We start from the raw sequence: 16,927 nt of genomic DNA, 5'->3' as shown, positions 1-16,927 counted from the left end.
TTTTATGTCTTCAAGTATCCAATAAATTTGCTGTTATTATAATCCGCCATATTAATATTTGTGAAAGCCTAGTATTTTTTTATTTTTGTACTTTACCTTATAAAAAGTTTGCCGATGTATAAATCAAAAATGGGGCTAATTACCCTTGTTTCGGTGACAATTGCTGCACTTATTGCGATATGTTACGAATTTAGTTGGGTCAATTTTTCTCCATCATTTTTAATGGCAGTAAGATGGATTGTTGCTACTGTGTTGATTGTTAATGCTCTTGTTCGGAAGAATCTAACAACTTGGATTTTGACCTGTATGATCTTGGGTATTTTTGTGGGTTTAGATTTTCCAAATATTGCCATATCATTGCAACCGCTAAGTAAAGGTTTCATTAAGTTGGTGAAGACGATCGTAGGACCGATCTTATTTGCAACGTTAGTTTATGGTATTGCAGGTCATTCTGATTTGAAACAGGTTGGTCGTATGGCCTGGAAGTCTATGCTGTATTTCTTTTGTGCTACGACTTGCGCTATTTTATTGGCCTTGGGGCTATAAATCTGACTAAAGCTGGAGTTGGTGTTGATGTTGCACATATGCCTCATGAAGAACTGCCAAAAACGCAAATAAGTAATGACGCACAGATTTTAGAAACTTTACCAGACCATGTTCATCCTGTTTATAAGTTTACGGCATTTTTTAGAGATCTTTTTCCTGAAAATATTGTAAAAGCAGTGTATGACAATCAAGTTTTACAGATCGTGGTGTTTTCAGTTCTTTTTGGTATTGGATTAGCAATGGTTGATGAAAAGAAAAGAAAACCATTGGTTGATTTTACGGAAAGCCTTTCAGAAACAATGTTTAAGTTTACGAACTTAATCATGTATTTTGCTCCAATCGGAGTTGGTGCCGCAATGGCTTTTACAGTTGGTCATTTGGGGGTAGATATTCTGAAAAATCTATTCATGTTGTTAGCAACTTTGTATTTAGCATTATTAGGTTTCCTAACTTTTGTATTGTTGCCTGTTGCACTTTATCTGAAAATCCCTATATTAAAGTTTATTAATGCGATTAAAGAACCTGTTTCTATTGCATTTGCGACGACAAGTTCTGATGCAGCTTTGCCCAAGGCTATGTCTGCTATGGAAAAATTTGGAGTACCTCGTAAGATTGTGTCTTTTGTTATTCCTACCGGATATAGTTTCAATTTGGACGGAACATCATTGTATTTATCTTTGGCAGCGATATTTGTTGCTCAAGCGGCTGGAATTCATTTGACTTTTGGAGAGCAGTTAATGATCGCATTTACATTAATGATTACTTCTAAAGGGGTTGCCGCAGTTCCCAGAGCATCATTAATTATATTAATTGCTACTGCAGATCAATTTGGTTTACCAACATTTGTGATTGCGGCTATATTAGGAATTGACGAGTTGATGGATATGGCCAGAACTTCGGTCAATGTGATCGGTAATTGTTTAGCTACAGTTGTTGTTGCTAAATGGGAGGGGGAGTTTGACGAAGAGGCCCCATATAGAGATGATCATGGCCAACCGGAATTAGAGGGATAGTATTATATCTTTTAAAAGCCAGAAAAGGGATCTTATAACAAATATAAGATCCCTTTTTTATGAAATAAACTTACCATCGACATAATACCAGATTCCATCCACTTGTTTGAAAGTGGATCTTTCATGATGAATCTGTAAATTCAGCTCGGAATCCAAGTAATGTGCCTCAAATTCGACAATATTAGAATTACTAAATAAAATGCGGAGCTGCATCCATTTTGATTCCTTTGCCCATCTTGCAATTTCTATTTTGTTTTGAAACTTGCGTGTTTCAGAATGAAAGCTTGTATATAAAAACTCGATATTTTGAACAACAAATGCGCTATATCTTGCACGCATTAATTGTTCTGCAGTTTTAGCTTCTTTTTGGTCTAAATGAATTTTTTTGCAACAATTTTCGTAAGGAAGTGAATTGCCACAATGGCAAATTGTATTTTGTTTTGTCAACGTATTATGATTTAAATATAGGACAAAAGTAAATAATGATTTTTTCTTTTTAAATGAATCGTGTTTATATAAATATTTAGGAATTTCTTAGCTGGATTATAATTGTTAAATTGATATTTTAACACGTTGATATTGAGTTTATTTTAACGTTTTAACAAATATTAACAACCTTTCATTAATCTTATTATAAAATATAGAGTCCTACCTATAAATAATTGAAAAACATAAATAAAGGGAGGAGCAGGTATGAAAAAATTAGTTTATTTGACGGTTTTAGTTGGCGGTTTGTTTTTTGTTAAACCTGCTGCTGCACAAGTTAATGTGAGTATTAACATTGGTAATCAACCTTCTTGGGGCCCAGTGGGGTATGATTACGTACGGTATTATTATATTCCAGAAATTAATGTATATTATGATGTAATCAATCGTCGGTATACGCATTATCATGGTAGAAGATGGGTTACCAGTAGAAGCTTGCCTAGTCGATATCGTAACTTTAATTTTTATAATACCTATAAAGTAGTTGTCAATGATAGAGATCCCTGGAGACATCACGATCGGTACAGAAGAGATTATGGTCATTACGCTCATCGCAGAAATCAGGTAAGTATAAGAGACCATAGAAGTAATTATGATCGTCCACGTCACAATGACCGTTATGATAATCATCGTGTCGAGCGACATGAAAATCATAGAGATCGATCGGAGCATAGAAAATCGGACAAGAGAAATGATAAAAGAGGCCACGATCGTCACTCAGAAAGAGGTGAGGGACATGGAAGAAGATAGTGAATAGTTTTTTATATGTTAATTGAAAGGGAGGAAGCTGTAGTTTTCTCCCTTTTTTAATTAAAACTATTTTTTTAAATCGGATAAGCTGTTTCACTTTTAGTTTCCGATAGAACAAAATAGGTTTGTACGGTGTTCACATGTGGGAGTACGGCTAAGCGGTATCTTAAAAATTCGTGATAGGCCTGCATATCTTTAGTTGCTATTCGAAGCATAAAATCATAGGATCCAGCCATCTGATAACATTCCATAACTTCCGGAAATTTAGCAACTTCTTTTTCAAATTCATTTAAAACCTCGGCTGTATGTGCTTTTAAGAATACCTGTGAAAAAGATATCAGACCCATGTTTATTTTTTGCCGGTCAAGAATAGCAACAGTTTTTTTAATATAGCCTTGTTGTTTCAGTTTTTTTACACGCTCATGTATAGCGGCGATAGATTTATGCAATCTAAATGCTAGTTCCTTATTGCTAAGTGTAGCGTCATGCTGTAAAATTCTTAATAGTTTGGTGTCGGTTTCATCAAGCATCATTTTGTATTTTTTATTGATATGAATGTAATGAATTGGTTGATTCTGTAATATTTCTTAAATATATCATTATTTAGATAAAATTTATTGATTTAATCTTTATGTAGTGAATATTATTTTGTTTTATGTCAATTTTGCTGATAATATTAGATCTTCAAATGATTGTAGACTGATATTGTTTAAAATAATAAATCATGGATAACGAATTGATGTTTAGTAAATGTTTGTCTCCCGAGCTTGATAGTAGATTTAAACATTTATGGTGTTTAGTAGGTAACACGCCTATGCTAGAGCTGCAATACTCATATAAAGGGAAAGCTGGGAGGATTTATGTGAAATGCGAGAATTATAATCTTACAGGGAGTATCAAAGACCGTATGGCGCTATATATTATGTATAAAGCTTACATGAATTGTCAAATTCAGCCTGACGATGTTATTATAGAAGCTACTAGCGGTAATACAGGTATTTCTTTTTCTGCTATTGGTAAAGCTTTAGGACATCAAGTGAAAATTATTATGCCCAATTGGTTGAGTAAAGAACGCATCGATATTATAAAAAGTATGGGTGCAGATATTCAATTGGTTAGTAAAGAAGACGGTGGTTTTTTGGGGAGTATTGAATTAAGTGAGAAACTAGCGCAGCAAGGAGGGGTGTTTTTGCCCAGACAGTTTGAAAATAAATTCAATGCCGAAGCTCATGAATTAACGACCGGTCGTGAAATTGGTTTACAGTTAGCCTCACAAGGTTTAGTTGCAGATGCTTTTGTTGCTGGTGTAGGCACAGGAGGAACGGTTATGGGAGTAGGCCGTCATCTTCGTAGCTTAAATCCTCATGTAAAGATTCATCCTTTGGAACCAGCTGAAAGTCCTACGATGTCAACCGGATATAAGGTTGGCTCGCATCGTATTCAAGGTATATCAGATGAATTTATTCCGGCTATTGTGAAAATGGACGAGTTGGATGAGATCGTTTCTGCTTCAGATGGTGATTCTATTATAATGGCCCAAAAATTAGCAAAAGAATTGGGCTTGGCCGTAGGGATTTCTTCAGGAGCGAATGTGATTGGAGCAATTAAATTAAAAGAGCAATTAGGGAAAGAAGCTGTTGTTGTCACCTTATTGTGCGACGATAATAAAAAATATTTGAGTACAGATTTAGTAAAAGAACAACCTGTAGCAGCTGGATATATTTCAACAGATCTCTCTTTCACTGGATTTAAGCCTATCAGTAGGTTAGCAAAATCTCTTTTTAATACTGAATCGATATAAAGTTTGTTTCAGCCTAATCGCATATTAGGCACTATGTTTATTTTAAATAGAATCTATTACAATGGGATTTCTCCCATTGTAATTAGGTTTAACCAATTTGTAACCTGTCACTCGGCATAATAATTTAATTATTTATGAAAAGTTTTATCATAAAATTATTACTTTTAATAGTTCTTCTTCCAGCTTTTGCGCACGCTCAGGAGGCAGATACTTTACTAAAGATGGACGAACTGGAGTTCGTTGATGGTGGTATTTCTGAAGCTTCGACTGATTCTGTAGTTGTTGATACTGCACAGAATCATAAGAAAACTACGGCTGTAATCACAACAGAAGAGCATGCAAGTAGTGAATCTCTACTTGGAATATTTTTAGCAGGATTATTAGGCGGTTTTACTGCCCTATTAATGCCTTGTATTTTCCCCATGTTACCGCTCACAGTTAGTTTCTTCACAAAGGGAAATCAAAATAAATCGCAATCTTTTATTCGTGCTTTGTTTTATGGAATTTCTATCATAGTTATTTATGTTGTTCTTGGTTTAGCGGTAACGATGATTTTTGGTTCGGATGCCCTTAATGCTTTATCAACGAACGGTGTCTTTAATTTTTTCTTTTTCTTAATGTTGGTTGCTTTTGGAGCTTCTTTTTTGGGTGCATTTGAAATTAATTTACCAAGTTCATGGGTAAATAAGATGGATGCAAAATCTGATAAAGGCGGATGGGCTGGTATATTCTTTATGGCAGCAACTTTAGCTTTAGTATCTTTTTCTTGTACTGGACCTATTATCGGAACTTTATTGGTACAGGCAGCTACAAGTGGAGCTTTGTTAGGTCCGGCTGTAGGTATGTTTGGATTTTCTTTTGCATTAGCTATACCTTTTGCTCTTTTTGCATTATTTCCTAGTGCTATGAAAGCCATGCCTAAATCAGGTGGTTGGCTTAACAGTGTTAAAGTTGTTTTAGGATTTTTAGAATTGGCATTTGCATTGAAATTTCTTTCTAATGTTGATTTAGCTTATCACTGGAACTGGTTCGACCGTGAAGTCTTTTTGTCTTTATGGATTGTTATATTTGGTTTAATGGGACTGTATTTACTTGGAAAAATCAAATTTTCTCATGACAGTAATCTGCTACATTTGTCAGTAATCCGTACTTTCATAGCTATTATTGTACTATCATTTACGGTATACATGATTCCTGGATTATGGGGTGCTCCTTTAAAATCAATATCTGCTTTTCTACCACCACAAAGCACGCAGGACTTTGATTTAAATCAAGGCTCATTGATTAGTGGATCGCATGTAACAGACGTTTCTAAACGCAAATATTCAGATTTATTTCATGCACCGCTTGGCTTAAATGTGTTTTTTGATTACGAGGAGGGTTTACAATATGCTAAAACCCATCATAAAATGGTTATGCTTGATTTTACAGGCCATGCTTGTGTAAATTGTAGGAAAATGGAAGCTACTGTTTGGACAGATCCTCAAGTCCGCTCTTTTTTAACAGATCATATCGTTATCATCCAACTTTATGTTGATGACCGCACTGAGCTTGCTATTGAAGATCAACAAAAAACGAGTTCGGGAAAATTGTTGAAGACAATTGGAAGTAAGTGGAGTTATTTACAATCGAGTCAGTTTGAATCCAATTCACAACCTTTTTATGTGCTTATGAATCCTGCAAACCGTCAGGTTTTGGTTAAACCAAAAGGTGCTGATTATGATGCTACTACTTATCTAGCTTATTTAAATGAAGGTTTGAAAGCATTTTCTTTGATCAAATAGTATAATAGGACTCATTTGATGAAAAAATGTTTTTATTCCAAAAGAAAAAAGGTTTCATAAAATTGGATTTCTGTTAAATTTAATCTTACTTTTACATCGTTTAAATCATTAGCTATCAAATAGCAGCTTTAGTGGTTTATGTGTAGGGTTAATAGTGAATTATAACATGAAGAAAGCATTCAATCTGGGGTTGTTCCTTGGATTATTATCGGTAACATCTCTTGCATTACAATCGTGCAATGAAGGTGGGAGTAAAAGACAGATTCGGTTACTATTGGAACTGTTGATAGTATAGATGATATCGATGATTTAAATAAAGATACTGTCGAGAAAGAGATTAAAAAGGATACAATTGCTGTAAAGGGTAAAAAGAGTATTCTTCATCATGAAGTTGATACGGCGAAATTATTAACCGACTCTGTGTCTCCTCGTTATATTTATTTGACTTTTGATGATGGACCTTTAAATGGCAGTCAATTTATTGATTCAATAGCTACAGCTAAGAATATAAAGATTAATGCTTTTTTAATTGGAAAGCATGACCGAATGAGTAAGGGTTTGCATAAATATTATGAACGTTATATGAACAATCCGCTGGTGGATTGTTATAATCACAGTTACAATCATGCAAATAATAAGTTTACTTATTTTTATAGCAACGCAGAATCAGCGTATGAGGACTTTGATAAAAATGAAAAAGAACTGAATCTTAAACATAAGATTGTCCGTCTACCAGGACGTAATATTTGGTACTTTGCAGATCGTAAACGTATTGATATGCAAAGTGGTTCAAGTACTGCCGATCTATTATATCAAAATGGTTACCGCTCTATGGGATGGGACTGTGAATGGAAAAAGGGTAAACCTTCTGGTATGCCAGTCGAATCGGTGAGTTTTATATATCGTCAGATAAATAATAGATTACGTAACGGCACCTCATTTTCGAAGAATAACGTTGTTCTGTTGATGCATGATGATATGTTTCAGACAAGAAAAGCACAGAAAATGTTAAGTGATTTAATCGATAGTTTGAAGTTACATCCAAATTACGAATTTGCACATATGCGTGATTATCCGAAACAGAAATAAAAAATAAGGCTACAATTTGATTGTAGCCTTATTTTTTTAGTTTTGCTTTCTTAAATATTTTGTTAAAATCACAATCGTCTGACCATCGATTTTTCCTTCAATTTGTTCTGTATTATCGAACACAAGTCTAATATTCTTCACGACTGTACCTAAAGTCGCGCGGATTGAAGATCCTTTACATCCAATGTTTTAGTAAGGACTACAGAATCCCCGTCAAATAATTGTTGACCGATACTATCTAAATGAAACTCGACATATCCATCATTTTCATGATCTCCTGTTTGTTTTGCCCATTCTAACGTTTCGTCATCCAGATACAAAATATCTAACGCATCAGAAGCCCAACCTTCGTTTTTTAAACGATTTAACATGCGCCACGCAGCTACCTGTACTGCTGGTACTTCAGACCACATGGTATCGGGTAGGAATTTCCAATATTCAGCTTCTAATTGTGTAGTTTTATTTAACTGATCGGCACATTTCTGACAAACAACAATCGTGTTTTCAGCTGTAGCTTGTAACTCAGGGGGCAATGTATATAATGTTAAATTATCAGTTGCTTGACTCAATTCACATTTATTTCCCGCTCTCTCGAATAGTTGATTTTCTAGTTTCATTTAAATTTTGGATAAGTTGCAAATGATTTAGGTGCAAACATAATGAATATTTATAATTCTAAATTATAAAAGGTTAACATAACAAATCAAAAAATGCTTAATAATTGGAATATAATTTGCGATGCTGTACACGATAAAATGTGTATCTTATTTAATATTAATTGAAACTAACTTAAATTATATCAATATGAAATGGCAAGGAGGTAGAAAAAGTGACAACTTCGAAGATAGGAGAGGAATGTCAGGTGGTCAAAAATTAACTTTGGGCGGTGTAGGTGGGATTATTGTCTTAATAATTGGTTTTTTAATGGGGGGAGATCCATCTCAATTATTACAGCAGGCTCAAAATATGACGGGCACGGAGCAGAGTGGACAGCCACGGGAGCTTAATGCCGAAGAGACTAAATTGACTGATTTTTCAAGAATTGTCCTAGCTAGTACTGAGGATGTGTGGACAAATCTTTTTAAGACTCAGTTGGGGAAAACTTATAAAGGAACAGAATTGCTTTTTTATGATGGAGGAACAGAAACTGGAGGATGTGGCATCGGGAAATCTTCCTACGGCCCCTTCTATTGCCCCGGCGACCAACGAATTTATTTAGATTTAACTTTTAATCAAGAGTTGACGACCAAATTTGGTGCTAAAGGTGAGTTTGCTCTGGCTTATGTAATAGCACACGAAGTAGGGCATCATATACAACAATTAGTGGGACTTTTACCTCAGACAAACAGCATGAGGGGAAAACTAAGTGAAGTTGAAAATAATAAAATTTCTGTCATGACCGAATTGCAAGCTGATTTTTATGCAGGAGTTTGGGCACATCATGTTAATAAATTATCTGATATCGAGATTGACTATAATGATATTTTAGATGGTATGGCGGCAGCTGAAGCAGTTGGAGATGATAAATTACAAACACAAGCTCAAGGCTATGCGGTACCCGATTCTTTTACACATGGTACCTCAGCTCAGAGACGAGCTTGGTTTAAGAAAGGTTATGATTCTGGTGATATGCAAGCTGGAAATACCTTTCAAGATCCCAGCTTAAAATAAAACTTATTGGACGAGAAGATTACAACCACGTATATCACTTTGATCAAAGCGACCTAAGACTTCAAAAGATCCATCATCATAGATTTTTCCGAGGTCTTGGGTTGCAATAAAAGAACACGAATATCGATTTGCTAAGTCAATAACATTGATAGCACCTGTTTTTTTATTTTCAGCAAGAGTTAGCGGATCATTTGTTTCCCGAATTAAGATCTTCATCCAGTTGGGGTGTCTGAATATCCCGTTACCATATGAATAGCCCTGTGATAGCAATTCAGTCATTCCATATTCCGAATGTATTCCTGGAACTTGAAAGCTTTTACATAATAAATCATGAATTTCCTCACGGACCATTTCTTTACGTTTTCCTTTCATTCCCCCAGTTTCCATAATGATTAACTCCGGAAATGTCAATTCATATTTTTCAATAAAATCAAGCAGTGCAAAGGTCACACCGAATAGCAAGGTTTTCGTGCCTTTAGCTTTTAATTTTATCAGGGTTTGATAAAGTTCTTCATGATTGTATAAGAAATAGTCACTTTCGGGTTGTTGACTATGTTGCATTAAATCATTGATCATGTAGATCAATGAAGAACCTGTTCGTTCTAAATAGGATGGAAGTAGCGCCAAAATGGCAATGTTGTCTATTTTTCCATAAAACTGTTCAAAAGCAGTGCGAAAGCTTTTTTCATATACTTCTTTTTTAGCCACAAGATGCTTACTTGTGGTGATTCCTGTTGTACCTGAGCTTGTGAATACCATCTCAGGACTGAAGTTGTCAGCTATAATTTTTTGAGATTTGAACAGTTCGATTGGCAGAAACGGAATTTTCGTGTAATGATCAATTGTATGAATTTTCTTATTTAAATATTGCACATACTGTCTGTAAATGCTTGTTTTTTCCACTTGAAAATAAAAAGTTTCCAAGCAAATTTCATTAAATTCTGTTTCATTTTGAATAGCAAATACCCGATCCCAGTTCATACGATTAAAATTTCAGTGCAAATATAGACATATAAAAGCTTTTACAATAAAGTCCTTGATCACTTCAAGAACCTTTTTTTATTGTATTATATTATATTATATATATTTTTTATACCATACCACCATCTACAGGCAATACTTGTCCTGTGACATATGTTGAAAGGTCCGATGCAAGAAATAGACATGCATTTGCAACATCTTCTGCTTGACCGGCGCGTTTCATAGGAATACCAGCTTCCCACCCAGCAACAATTTTAGGATCTAAAATATCCGTCATTTCTGTGCGTATAAAACCTGGAGCAACTACGTTTGATCTAATATTTCTTGAACCTAATTCTTTCGCCACTGATTTAGAAAAACCTATAATACCAGCTTTCGAAGCGGCATAATTAGCTTGACCAGCGTTTCCTTGTACACCTACTACTGAACTCATATTGATGAAAGATCCTTTACGGTTTTTCATCATGATTTTAGAAGCTGCTTTAGTGACATTGAATACTGACTTTAAATTTACATTGATCACATCATCCCAGTTTTCCTCAGTCATACGCATTAACAAACCATCTTTTGTTATTCCAGCATTATTGACAACCACATCAATAGTTCCAAAATCTGAAACAATATCATTGATGAGTTTTTCAGCCTCATCAAATTTTGATGCATCTGAACGATAACCTTTTACAGTAGTTCCAAAAGCCTGAAGTTCTTGTTCTAAAGCTTGGCCTTTTTCCACAGATGATAAATATGTGAATGCTACATTTGCACCGTTTTGGGCAAATACTTCAGCAATTTTTCTTCCTATTCCTTTTGATGCTCCAGTAATTAGAGCTGTTTTTCCTTCAAGTAGTTTCATTCTTATGTATTATATGTAATAAGGGTGCTTGCAAAAATGTTAAAAGTATACTACAATCGCAACACTCGGATCAATTTAATTCGTTAATTCTAAATAATAATTTGAATTAACATTACCCAGGGTCTTTATAATACTCCTATTGTAATGCTAGCAGCTATTCATAAAAATGGCTGTGTTAGGGAATTCTTAATAATAGTATGGTATTTTTGAATAAGTGATTTTAAAAAGTACAGTTTTTTGACAAAAGGATTGCGTTAATATAAAAATCTATATTAAATTTGCATCAATCACGAAGACATGAGTAAAAAAACAAAAAATACCAAAGAGGTAGACGTCGTTTTAATTGGCGCAGGTATCATGAGCGCAACTTTGGGCACACTTATCAATGAGTTAAGCCCAGATATTAAAATAGAGATTTTAGAGCGCTTGGATGTTGTTGCAGCAGAGAGTTCGGATGCATGGAATAATGCTGGAACTGGTCACTCTGCATTATGTGAGTTGAATTATACCCCACAACAAGCGGATGGTTCTGTAAAAATTGATAAAGCAATCAGCATTGCAGAACAATTTGAGGTTTCCAAACAATTTTGGACCTATTTAGTTGATAAAGGGGTCATAACAAAACCTGAAGATTTTATTCGCTCAGTACCTCATATGAGTGCTGTTTTTGGCGAAAAAGATATTGATTTTCTTCGTAAAAGATATGATGCACTATCCAAGAATAACTTGTTTAAAGGCATGGAATATACCGAAGATAAGGCTGTTTTGAATGAGTGGATTCCACTTATGATGAAAGGTCGTCCTGCTGATGATAAAATTGCGGCAACGAAAATGATCTTAGGAACTGATGTGAACTTTGGCGCTCTAACGCGTGATTTGGTACAACATCTAGATGCAAAAGATAATATTACATTACATCTTACACAAGAAGTCCGCGACATTGAACGGAATGACAATGGCACTTGGGAGTTGGAAGTTAAGGATTTGAAAACTGGAGAGAAAAGAACAATTAATGCCAAATTTGTATTCATTGGTGCTGGTGGACATTCTTTATTGCTGTTAGAGAAATCTGGAATTCCAGAATCAAAAGGATATGGTGGTTTTCCAGTTGGCGGACAGTGGTTACGTTGTGTGAATGAGGGTGTTATTAAAGATCATAACGCTAAAGTATATGGTAAAGCATCTATCGGTGCTCCTCCGATGTCTGTTCCACATCTTGATACACGCTATATTGATGGTAAGCAGGCCTTATTATTTGGTCCATATGCTGGTTTTTCTACTAAATTCTTAAAACAAGGTTCTTACTTTGATTTACCTGCATCGATTAAGTTGTCGAATATTAAACCGATGTTATCCGTAGGTCGGGATAATATGGATTTGACTAAATATTTGATTTCTGAGGTGATGAAGAGTCCAAAAGATAAATTGGATGCTTTGAAGCAGTTTATGCCTACGGCAAAATTAGAAGACTGGAAAATTGAGGTTGCTGGTCAACGTGTTCAAGTAATCAAAAAAGATGCTAAACATGGCGGTGTTCTTGAATTTGGAACAGAAGTTGTATCCGCAGCAGATGGTTCTATTGCAGCCTTACTAGGAGCTTCACCAGGAGCATCGACTTCTGTCGCTATCATGATTAAATTACTGAAAAGATGTTTTCCTGAACGTGCAAAAGCAGACGAATATCGCAAGAAATTGCGTGAAATGATTCCTTCACATGGGCAATCATTAAATGATAATGTTGAACTGTGTGAAGCCACTAGAAAGCGTACACATACAGCATTAAAATTAGAGAATTTTAAAGATTAATTTCTTTTCACCATACTTATGGGGTGCTTGAAGTATTATTTACTGTTACAGGCTGAGATTATACCCAATAACAACGATTGCTCATCATAGTGAGCAATTGTTGTTATATACCTGATCCGGATAATGCTGGCGTAGGGATTTTAATTTCACAAATCGTGCATTTATAGCGACTCCCTAAGTGTGTATTGTTTTTATTTTACACACATATTAAATGCAGTTAAATCAAATTTTAAACGATTTTTTTCAGCAGGTTAAAGCTACATCCCTCGCAGAATGGCTAGCAGTAGGCTTTGGTATATTGCAGGTTTGGTTTGCAAAGTCTAATAAACCTATTAATTACCTTTTTGGTATTTCTGGTATTGTGATATCCATTTACGTTTTATATTTCGCAAAACTATACGGTGAAATTGCCTTGAACATGTATTACTTATTAATGAGTATTTATGGTTGGATTTACTGGCAACAAAATAGTAATCATCAACATATCATATCGACTGCATCACGTAAGGATTGGATTATTGTCTTATTAATCTGTATTATAGGATTTACTGTATTCTATTTCGGATTGTTACATGCTACAGATTCAGATGTTCCGCTATGGGATGCCTTGGTATCTTGTACTGCATGGGCAGGCATGTGGTTGCTGGCAAAGCGGAAAATAGAAAATTGGATATTATTAAATATTAGTAATCTCATGGCGATCCCTTTGCTTTATCATAAAGATTTACTACTATTCGCAGCACTGACTGTATTTTTATTTGTGATGGCTTTCTTTGGTTATTTTAACTGGAAGAGAATTCTTAAACATGAACTAACATATGATACTTACTCAAGATCAAATTAATCTGATAAAAGACCAACAACAAGAGGCAATTTCTTTAAAAAGGATGACTGCAAAGCAGTTAGATTTAGCATTTCGTGAAAAGTGGTTTAAAATTTGGGTTCCGAAATCTCTTGGGGGACTGGGATTAACTCTTTTAGATGGAATGAAATTTTTAGAAGAATTGGCCTATCATGATGGTGGTTTGGCATGGACAATAACTTTATGTTCGGGAGCTAATTTATTTGTCGGTTTTATTGATCCGCAAATAGGAAAAGAAATTTTTCAAAATCCGGAAGTTTGTCTGGGAGGAAGTGGACGAGCATCTGGATTTGCAGAAAGAGCGGATGGGGGATATCGTATTCATGGCCATTGGAAATATGCTACCGGTGCTCCGCATTTAAGTCATTTTACCGCCAATTGTATCATTACTGAAGATGGTAAACCTGTGCTCGATAAAAACGGTCAGCAAGTGATCCATTCGTTCTTTTTTGATCGGGATGATGTATTGATTCATTATGATTGGGATACTTTTGGATTAGAATGCACGGCTAGCCATAGTTTTTCTGTTGAAAATCATTTTGTGGGAAACTCTCGCAGTTTTTTGATTAATGAATCTGAAAGTACCTGGCCTGATTTTCTTTATCAGTATCCGTTTATTCCTTTTGCGGAATTAACCTTGCTGAGCAATTTTATTGGGATGTATAATAGATTTATTGATCTTGTTGAAAAATATTATATTTTAAAATCTCAAGATGCAGATTGGTTAAAGGACAAAGGTAAAAATCTGTTTAAACGTTTGGATGAGATGCAATGTGATTTTAATGAACGTAAGCGTCAAATTTATTGTTTGACAGAAGAATCTTGGGGTAATATATTGCTGGGGATTGAAAACGTTGAGATTTATGAGAAAATCGCAGTTACAAGCCGCAGCTTTGTATCAGCTATTAAAAATAATACTGTGGAATTATTCCCTGGCTGCGGAATAGGTGCCGCGCAGCGCGAACAGGAAATGAACATTGTCTTTAGAAATATTTTTACTGCAACTCAACATAGCTTGTTGCAGCAATAAGACGATTTGTAATTCTTAAAATGTTGTAATGGTGGTTATTGATTTTCAATAGCTTTCTTTAAGTTTATTAAACGCACATAGGAAGGACATTTTTCTAACTCTCTGTTCCAGCGATCAAGTGCCGCTAAGTTTGCCTGCAGAAATTTAGGTAAATCAAAGATATGCATATCCACGGTAATTTGTATTTCATTTGGTAATGAAACCGTATTAAAATATTCTTTTAGTTCTTCAATAGTCATGCATCAAAGATAAAACTATAATGTGACAGAAAAAACTTATGAATGTACAATATTGTAGTTTAATCATCTATATTTATAAGGAATACTGTATTTTAACTGCATGATTATAGAAAAAAGTACTCCTCACGATTTGTCTGCACATATGGAATTGTATGAGCAGGCAATTGCCTATCAACATGCTTTAGGAAAAGTGAATTGGAAAGGATTTGAAGCTCGAGCTGTACTTGAAGAGATAAAAAATGGACAACATTATAAGATTGTTCTGGATAATCAAATCGCTTGTGTCTTTTTATTAACAACTTCAGATCCTATTATATGGCAAGAGAAAGACAAAGATCCGGCAATTTATATTCACCGTATCGCTACAAACCCACTTTTTAGAGGTCAGAATTTCGTTATTAAGATTATAGCGTTTGTTAAGGATCTGGCCAGAGAGCGGCGTCAATTCTTTATTAGAATGGATACTACGGCTGGAAATGAGCGATTGAATCAATATTACGAGAAATGTGGTTTTACAATTGTTGATGTAGTTCGTATTAAAGAAGCTATTGATATGCCTGCTCATTATCAAAATAATTCTTTCACATTATTCGAAATGCTGTTATAGCATATTTTGATAAGCTGTTTATGAAGTAAGGCTCACTTCTTTCTGTTAAAAAAACTATAATAAAAGTTTCAGGAGTGGTTTCTTTGCAATTTTAGTTTTAATCCTAATTTTCCTCCCAAGTATGCCATTGGGATATAAGCTATGGTCAAATCTAGTACTGTGTACCATATTGGAGAAGGCAGCATAAAGACACTTGCTACACCACCTGCTAAGAAAAAGACAGCTATTATAAACGCAAAGTTAAGTTTTTTCCCTTTGACTAACCAAGTGGTTATACATGCTCCGACTAAAGTTCCGATGGCATGTGCTAAAAAAGGAAAGACAAAATGCTTTGGTTCAAACATATGCATTGATGCTTTTAGTCCTTCTGTCGTGGTTAGATCTGCACCATCTGGTGGAGGTATGATAGAACTACTGATTGTAATAAATATCATATTAACTATACTGCCAATGACCACGCCCGCCACTATCGCTAATAAATTTCTTAAAATAGTATTCATAAATCGATTTTTAGGAGATGAAATTTATAATCGATGCTCTCTCAATTATCGTATTGATGTTGAAAGTCTAGTAAATTTAACATATTTTCAGGATATTACTTGCTATAAAAAATTGAAAGTTAATCGAACTAGCACTGTCTAAAAATCACAAATTGATTTTAATATATTTAGTTTTTAGGGTATAATTTTTTGAAAGCATTGTATACTGCCTGGTGTACGATCGTTGCATGTAATTCGGTTGGTAAGTAATCAAATGATAAATTGATATTATTGTTTTGCTTTAATGATTGTGAAAACTTTATTGATTCATTATACATTTTTATATCTTCATCTTTATTTGGAACTCCTAAATATACGCGAAGTGTTTTTTGATGTTAGTATTTAATAAATTTGCCGTTTCAAATAAGAGCTTTTGCTCTCCCCACCATAAACTAGGCGCAATAATAATATATTTAGTAAATAAATCAGGTTGTTTTAAGAGTATTTCAGACGCTAATAGGCCAGCTAATGATTCTCCAATAACAGTACGGTCTTTATTAGCGTTATATTTATTTTCCATGTAGGGCTGTAGTTCCTTTTGAAGAAATGAAATGTAAGCTCCAGATTTTCCGTATTGTGGAAAATTCTCTTTTTTAAAACCTTCTTTTTCCAGGAAGTCCAAGTTGGACACTGCAAATGTGAAATCTCTCTTTCTATTCGTATTTTCGATACCGACAACAATTGATTTTGGAAACTGCGCAATCCAGGGTTGTGTATAATAGCGAACGATTCCCACTATATGAATAAAATCTTCTTCTATGCCACCATCTAATATGTAAATTATTGGATATTTAATTGTATCAGCAACATTATATCCTTCTGGTAGATATATGTTTATTTTCCTATTTTCTTTGAGTATTGTAGAGTATA

The 16,927-nt window shown here is 34.5% G+C and carries 18 protein-coding genes and 1 pseudogene; 10 read left to right on the top strand and 9 right to left on the bottom strand.

Annotation, left to right across the window (positions count from 1 at the left end; genetic code table 11):
• Positions 1 to 114: 114 nt before the first annotated feature.
• A pseudogene (locus L950_RS11455) lies at positions 115 to 1,559 on the top strand (dicarboxylate/amino acid:cation symporter).
• 57 nt (positions 1,560 to 1,616) lie between these two features.
• Here L950_RS11455 and L950_RS11450 read toward each other — a convergent pair.
• Complete coding sequence (locus tag L950_RS11450) at positions 1,617 to 2,006, bottom strand: YchJ family protein (protein WP_021190800.1); 390 nt, start codon at positions 2,004 to 2,006, stop codon at positions 1,617 to 1,619.
• A gap of 246 nt (positions 2,007 to 2,252) precedes the next feature.
• Here L950_RS11450 and L950_RS11445 point away from each other — a divergent pair, with 246 nt between their 5' ends.
• Positions 2,253 to 2,795: a hypothetical protein gene (locus L950_RS11445; RefSeq protein WP_021190799.1), complete on the top strand. Its 543-nt coding sequence runs from the start codon at positions 2,253 to 2,255 to the stop codon at positions 2,793 to 2,795.
• Between the two features lie 74 nt (positions 2,796 to 2,869).
• On the opposite strand, the gene L950_RS11440 is transcribed toward L950_RS11445, so the two are convergent.
• On the bottom strand, positions 2,870 to 3,328 hold the full coding sequence (locus L950_RS11440; protein WP_021190798.1) for an Lrp/AsnC family transcriptional regulator: 459 nt from the start codon (positions 3,326 to 3,328) through the stop codon (positions 2,870 to 2,872).
• A 191-nt stretch (positions 3,329 to 3,519) separates the two neighbouring features.
• Between L950_RS11440 and L950_RS11435 the strand changes: the two genes are divergently transcribed.
• The 3 genes from L950_RS11435 (at position 3,520) to L950_RS11425 (ending at position 7,469) form a co-directional block, all read left to right on the top strand.
• The gene (locus L950_RS11435) at positions 3,520 to 4,596 is read left to right on the top strand and encodes a PLP-dependent cysteine synthase family protein (RefSeq protein WP_021190797.1); all 1,077 of its coding nucleotides are present in this window, start codon (positions 3,520 to 3,522) and stop codon (positions 4,594 to 4,596) included.
• Between the two features lie 134 nt (positions 4,597 to 4,730).
• Complete coding sequence (locus tag L950_RS11430) at positions 4,731 to 6,380, top strand: protein-disulfide reductase DsbD family protein (RefSeq protein ID WP_021190796.1); 1,650 nt, start codon at positions 4,731 to 4,733, stop codon at positions 6,378 to 6,380.
• Positions 6,381 to 6,800: 420 nt separating this feature from the next.
• The gene (locus L950_RS11425; RefSeq protein WP_231577144.1) at positions 6,801 to 7,469 is read left to right on the top strand and encodes a polysaccharide deacetylase family protein; all 669 of its coding nucleotides are present in this window, start codon (positions 6,801 to 6,803) and stop codon (positions 7,467 to 7,469) included.
• Between the two features lie 36 nt (positions 7,470 to 7,505).
• Here the strand turns inward: L950_RS11425 and L950_RS32915 are convergent, their stop codons facing one another.
• Positions 7,506 to 7,592, bottom strand: coding sequence for a hypothetical protein (locus L950_RS32915; RefSeq protein ID WP_231577149.1), 87 nt, complete (start codon positions 7,590 to 7,592; stop codon positions 7,506 to 7,508).
• A gap of 26 nt (positions 7,593 to 7,618) precedes the next feature.
• Positions 7,619 to 8,086, bottom strand: coding sequence for a PhnA domain-containing protein (locus L950_RS11420; protein ID WP_021190794.1), 468 nt, complete (start codon positions 8,084 to 8,086; stop codon positions 7,619 to 7,621).
• Between the two features lie 187 nt (positions 8,087 to 8,273).
• Between L950_RS11420 and L950_RS11415 the strand changes: the two genes are divergently transcribed.
• Positions 8,274 to 9,140, top strand: a complete 867-nt coding sequence (locus L950_RS11415; RefSeq protein WP_021190793.1) for a neutral zinc metallopeptidase — start codon at positions 8,274 to 8,276, stop codon at positions 9,138 to 9,140.
• A 3-nt stretch (positions 9,141 to 9,143) separates the two neighbouring features.
• Here the strand turns inward: L950_RS11415 and L950_RS11410 are convergent, their stop codons facing one another.
• Together L950_RS11410 and fabG are read right to left on the bottom strand one after the other, a co-directional pair.
• Complete coding sequence (locus L950_RS11410; protein ID WP_021190792.1) at positions 9,144 to 10,121, bottom strand: hypothetical protein; 978 nt, start codon at positions 10,119 to 10,121, stop codon at positions 9,144 to 9,146.
• Between the two features lie 109 nt (positions 10,122 to 10,230).
• Positions 10,231 to 10,974 (bottom strand): 3-oxoacyl-[acyl-carrier-protein] reductase, encoded by a 744-nt coding sequence (gene fabG / locus L950_RS11405; protein ID WP_021190791.1) that lies wholly within the window; start codon positions 10,972 to 10,974, stop codon positions 10,231 to 10,233.
• A 297-nt stretch (positions 10,975 to 11,271) separates the two neighbouring features.
• Between fabG and L950_RS11400 the strand changes: the two genes are divergently transcribed.
• The 3 genes from L950_RS11400 (at position 11,272) to L950_RS11390 (ending at position 14,672) form a co-directional block, all read left to right on the top strand.
• The gene (locus tag L950_RS11400) at positions 11,272 to 12,780 is read left to right on the top strand and encodes a malate:quinone oxidoreductase (RefSeq protein WP_021190790.1); all 1,509 of its coding nucleotides are present in this window, start codon (positions 11,272 to 11,274) and stop codon (positions 12,778 to 12,780) included.
• Positions 12,781 to 12,991: 211 nt separating this feature from the next.
• Positions 12,992 to 13,624 carry a nicotinamide riboside transporter PnuC gene (gene pnuC, locus L950_RS11395; protein WP_021190789.1) on the top strand — a complete coding sequence of 211 codons (633 nt, stop codon included), beginning with the start codon at positions 12,992 to 12,994 and terminating at the stop codon, positions 13,622 to 13,624.
• Positions 13,599 to 14,672 carry a hypothetical protein gene (locus L950_RS11390; protein WP_021190788.1) on the top strand — a complete coding sequence of 358 codons (1,074 nt, stop codon included), beginning with the start codon at positions 13,599 to 13,601 and terminating at the stop codon, positions 14,670 to 14,672. The genes pnuC and L950_RS11390 overlap by 26 nt, the downstream gene beginning before the upstream one ends.
• A 35-nt stretch (positions 14,673 to 14,707) precedes the next feature.
• On the opposite strand, the gene L950_RS11385 is transcribed toward L950_RS11390, so the two are convergent.
• Positions 14,708 to 14,911 carry a DUF6965 family protein gene (locus L950_RS11385; RefSeq protein ID WP_021190787.1) on the bottom strand — a complete coding sequence of 68 codons (204 nt, stop codon included), beginning with the start codon at positions 14,909 to 14,911 and terminating at the stop codon, positions 14,708 to 14,710.
• Between the two features lie 100 nt (positions 14,912 to 15,011).
• Here L950_RS11385 and L950_RS11380 point away from each other — a divergent pair, with 100 nt between their 5' ends.
• Complete coding sequence (locus tag L950_RS11380; protein WP_021190786.1) at positions 15,012 to 15,518, top strand: GNAT family N-acetyltransferase; 507 nt, start codon at positions 15,012 to 15,014, stop codon at positions 15,516 to 15,518.
• Between the two features lie 68 nt (positions 15,519 to 15,586).
• Here the strand turns inward: L950_RS11380 and L950_RS11375 are convergent, their stop codons facing one another.
• Together L950_RS11375 and L950_RS11370 are read right to left on the bottom strand one after the other, a co-directional pair.
• Positions 15,587 to 16,018, bottom strand: a complete 432-nt coding sequence (locus L950_RS11375) for a hypothetical protein (RefSeq protein WP_021190785.1) — start codon at positions 16,016 to 16,018, stop codon at positions 15,587 to 15,589.
• Positions 16,019 to 16,364: 346 nt separating this feature from the next.
• A complete protein-coding gene (locus L950_RS11370) occupies positions 16,365 to 16,916 on the bottom strand; it encodes an alpha/beta hydrolase (protein WP_262507053.1) in 552 nt (183 codons plus the stop codon).
• Between the last annotated feature and the right edge of the window lie 11 nt (positions 16,917 to 16,927).

Origin of the sequence: Sphingobacterium sp. IITKGP-BTPF85 (assembly GCF_001006065.1) — a bacterium.
Taxonomy (GTDB): domain Bacteria; phylum Bacteroidota; class Bacteroidia; order Sphingobacteriales; family Sphingobacteriaceae; genus Sphingobacterium; species Sphingobacterium anhuiense.
Note: the sequence above shows the minus strand (reverse complement) of the source record. Positions and strands in the feature narration are given on the sequence as shown.

Coding starts and splice junctions, on each gene's coding strand:
- L950_RS11380 (WP_021190786.1), top strand. CDS start 15,012: ATGATTATAGAAAAAAGTACTCCTCACGATTTGTCTGCACATATGGAA.
- L950_RS11415 (WP_021190793.1), top strand. CDS start 8,274: ATGAAATGGCAAGGAGGTAGAAAAAGTGACAACTTCGAAGATAGGAGA.
- L950_RS11385 (WP_021190787.1), bottom strand. CDS start 14,911: ATGACTATTGAAGAACTAAAAGAATATTTTAATACGGTTTCATTACCA.
- pnuC (WP_021190789.1), top strand. CDS start 12,992: ATGCAGTTAAATCAAATTTTAAACGATTTTTTTCAGCAGGTTAAAGCT.
- L950_RS11400 (WP_021190790.1), top strand. CDS start 11,272: ATGAGTAAAAAAACAAAAAATACCAAAGAGGTAGACGTCGTTTTAATT.
- L950_RS11440 (WP_021190798.1), bottom strand. CDS start 3,328: ATGATGCTTGATGAAACCGACACCAAACTATTAAGAATTTTACAGCAT.
- L950_RS11435 (WP_021190797.1), top strand. CDS start 3,520: ATGGATAACGAATTGATGTTTAGTAAATGTTTGTCTCCCGAGCTTGAT.
- fabG (WP_021190791.1), bottom strand. CDS start 10,974: ATGAAACTACTTGAAGGAAAAACAGCTCTAATTACTGGAGCATCAAAA.
- L950_RS11390 (WP_021190788.1), top strand. CDS start 13,599: ATGATACTTACTCAAGATCAAATTAATCTGATAAAAGACCAACAACAA.
- L950_RS11430 (WP_021190796.1), top strand. CDS start 4,731: ATGAAAAGTTTTATCATAAAATTATTACTTTTAATAGTTCTTCTTCCA.
- L950_RS11445 (WP_021190799.1), top strand. CDS start 2,253: ATGAAAAAATTAGTTTATTTGACGGTTTTAGTTGGCGGTTTGTTTTTT.
- L950_RS11375 (WP_021190785.1), bottom strand. CDS start 16,018: ATGAATACTATTTTAAGAAATTTATTAGCGATAGTGGCGGGCGTGGTC.
- L950_RS11420 (WP_021190794.1), bottom strand. CDS start 8,086: ATGAAACTAGAAAATCAACTATTCGAGAGAGCGGGAAATAAATGTGAA.
- L950_RS11410 (WP_021190792.1), bottom strand. CDS start 10,121: ATGAACTGGGATCGGGTATTTGCTATTCAAAATGAAACAGAATTTAAT.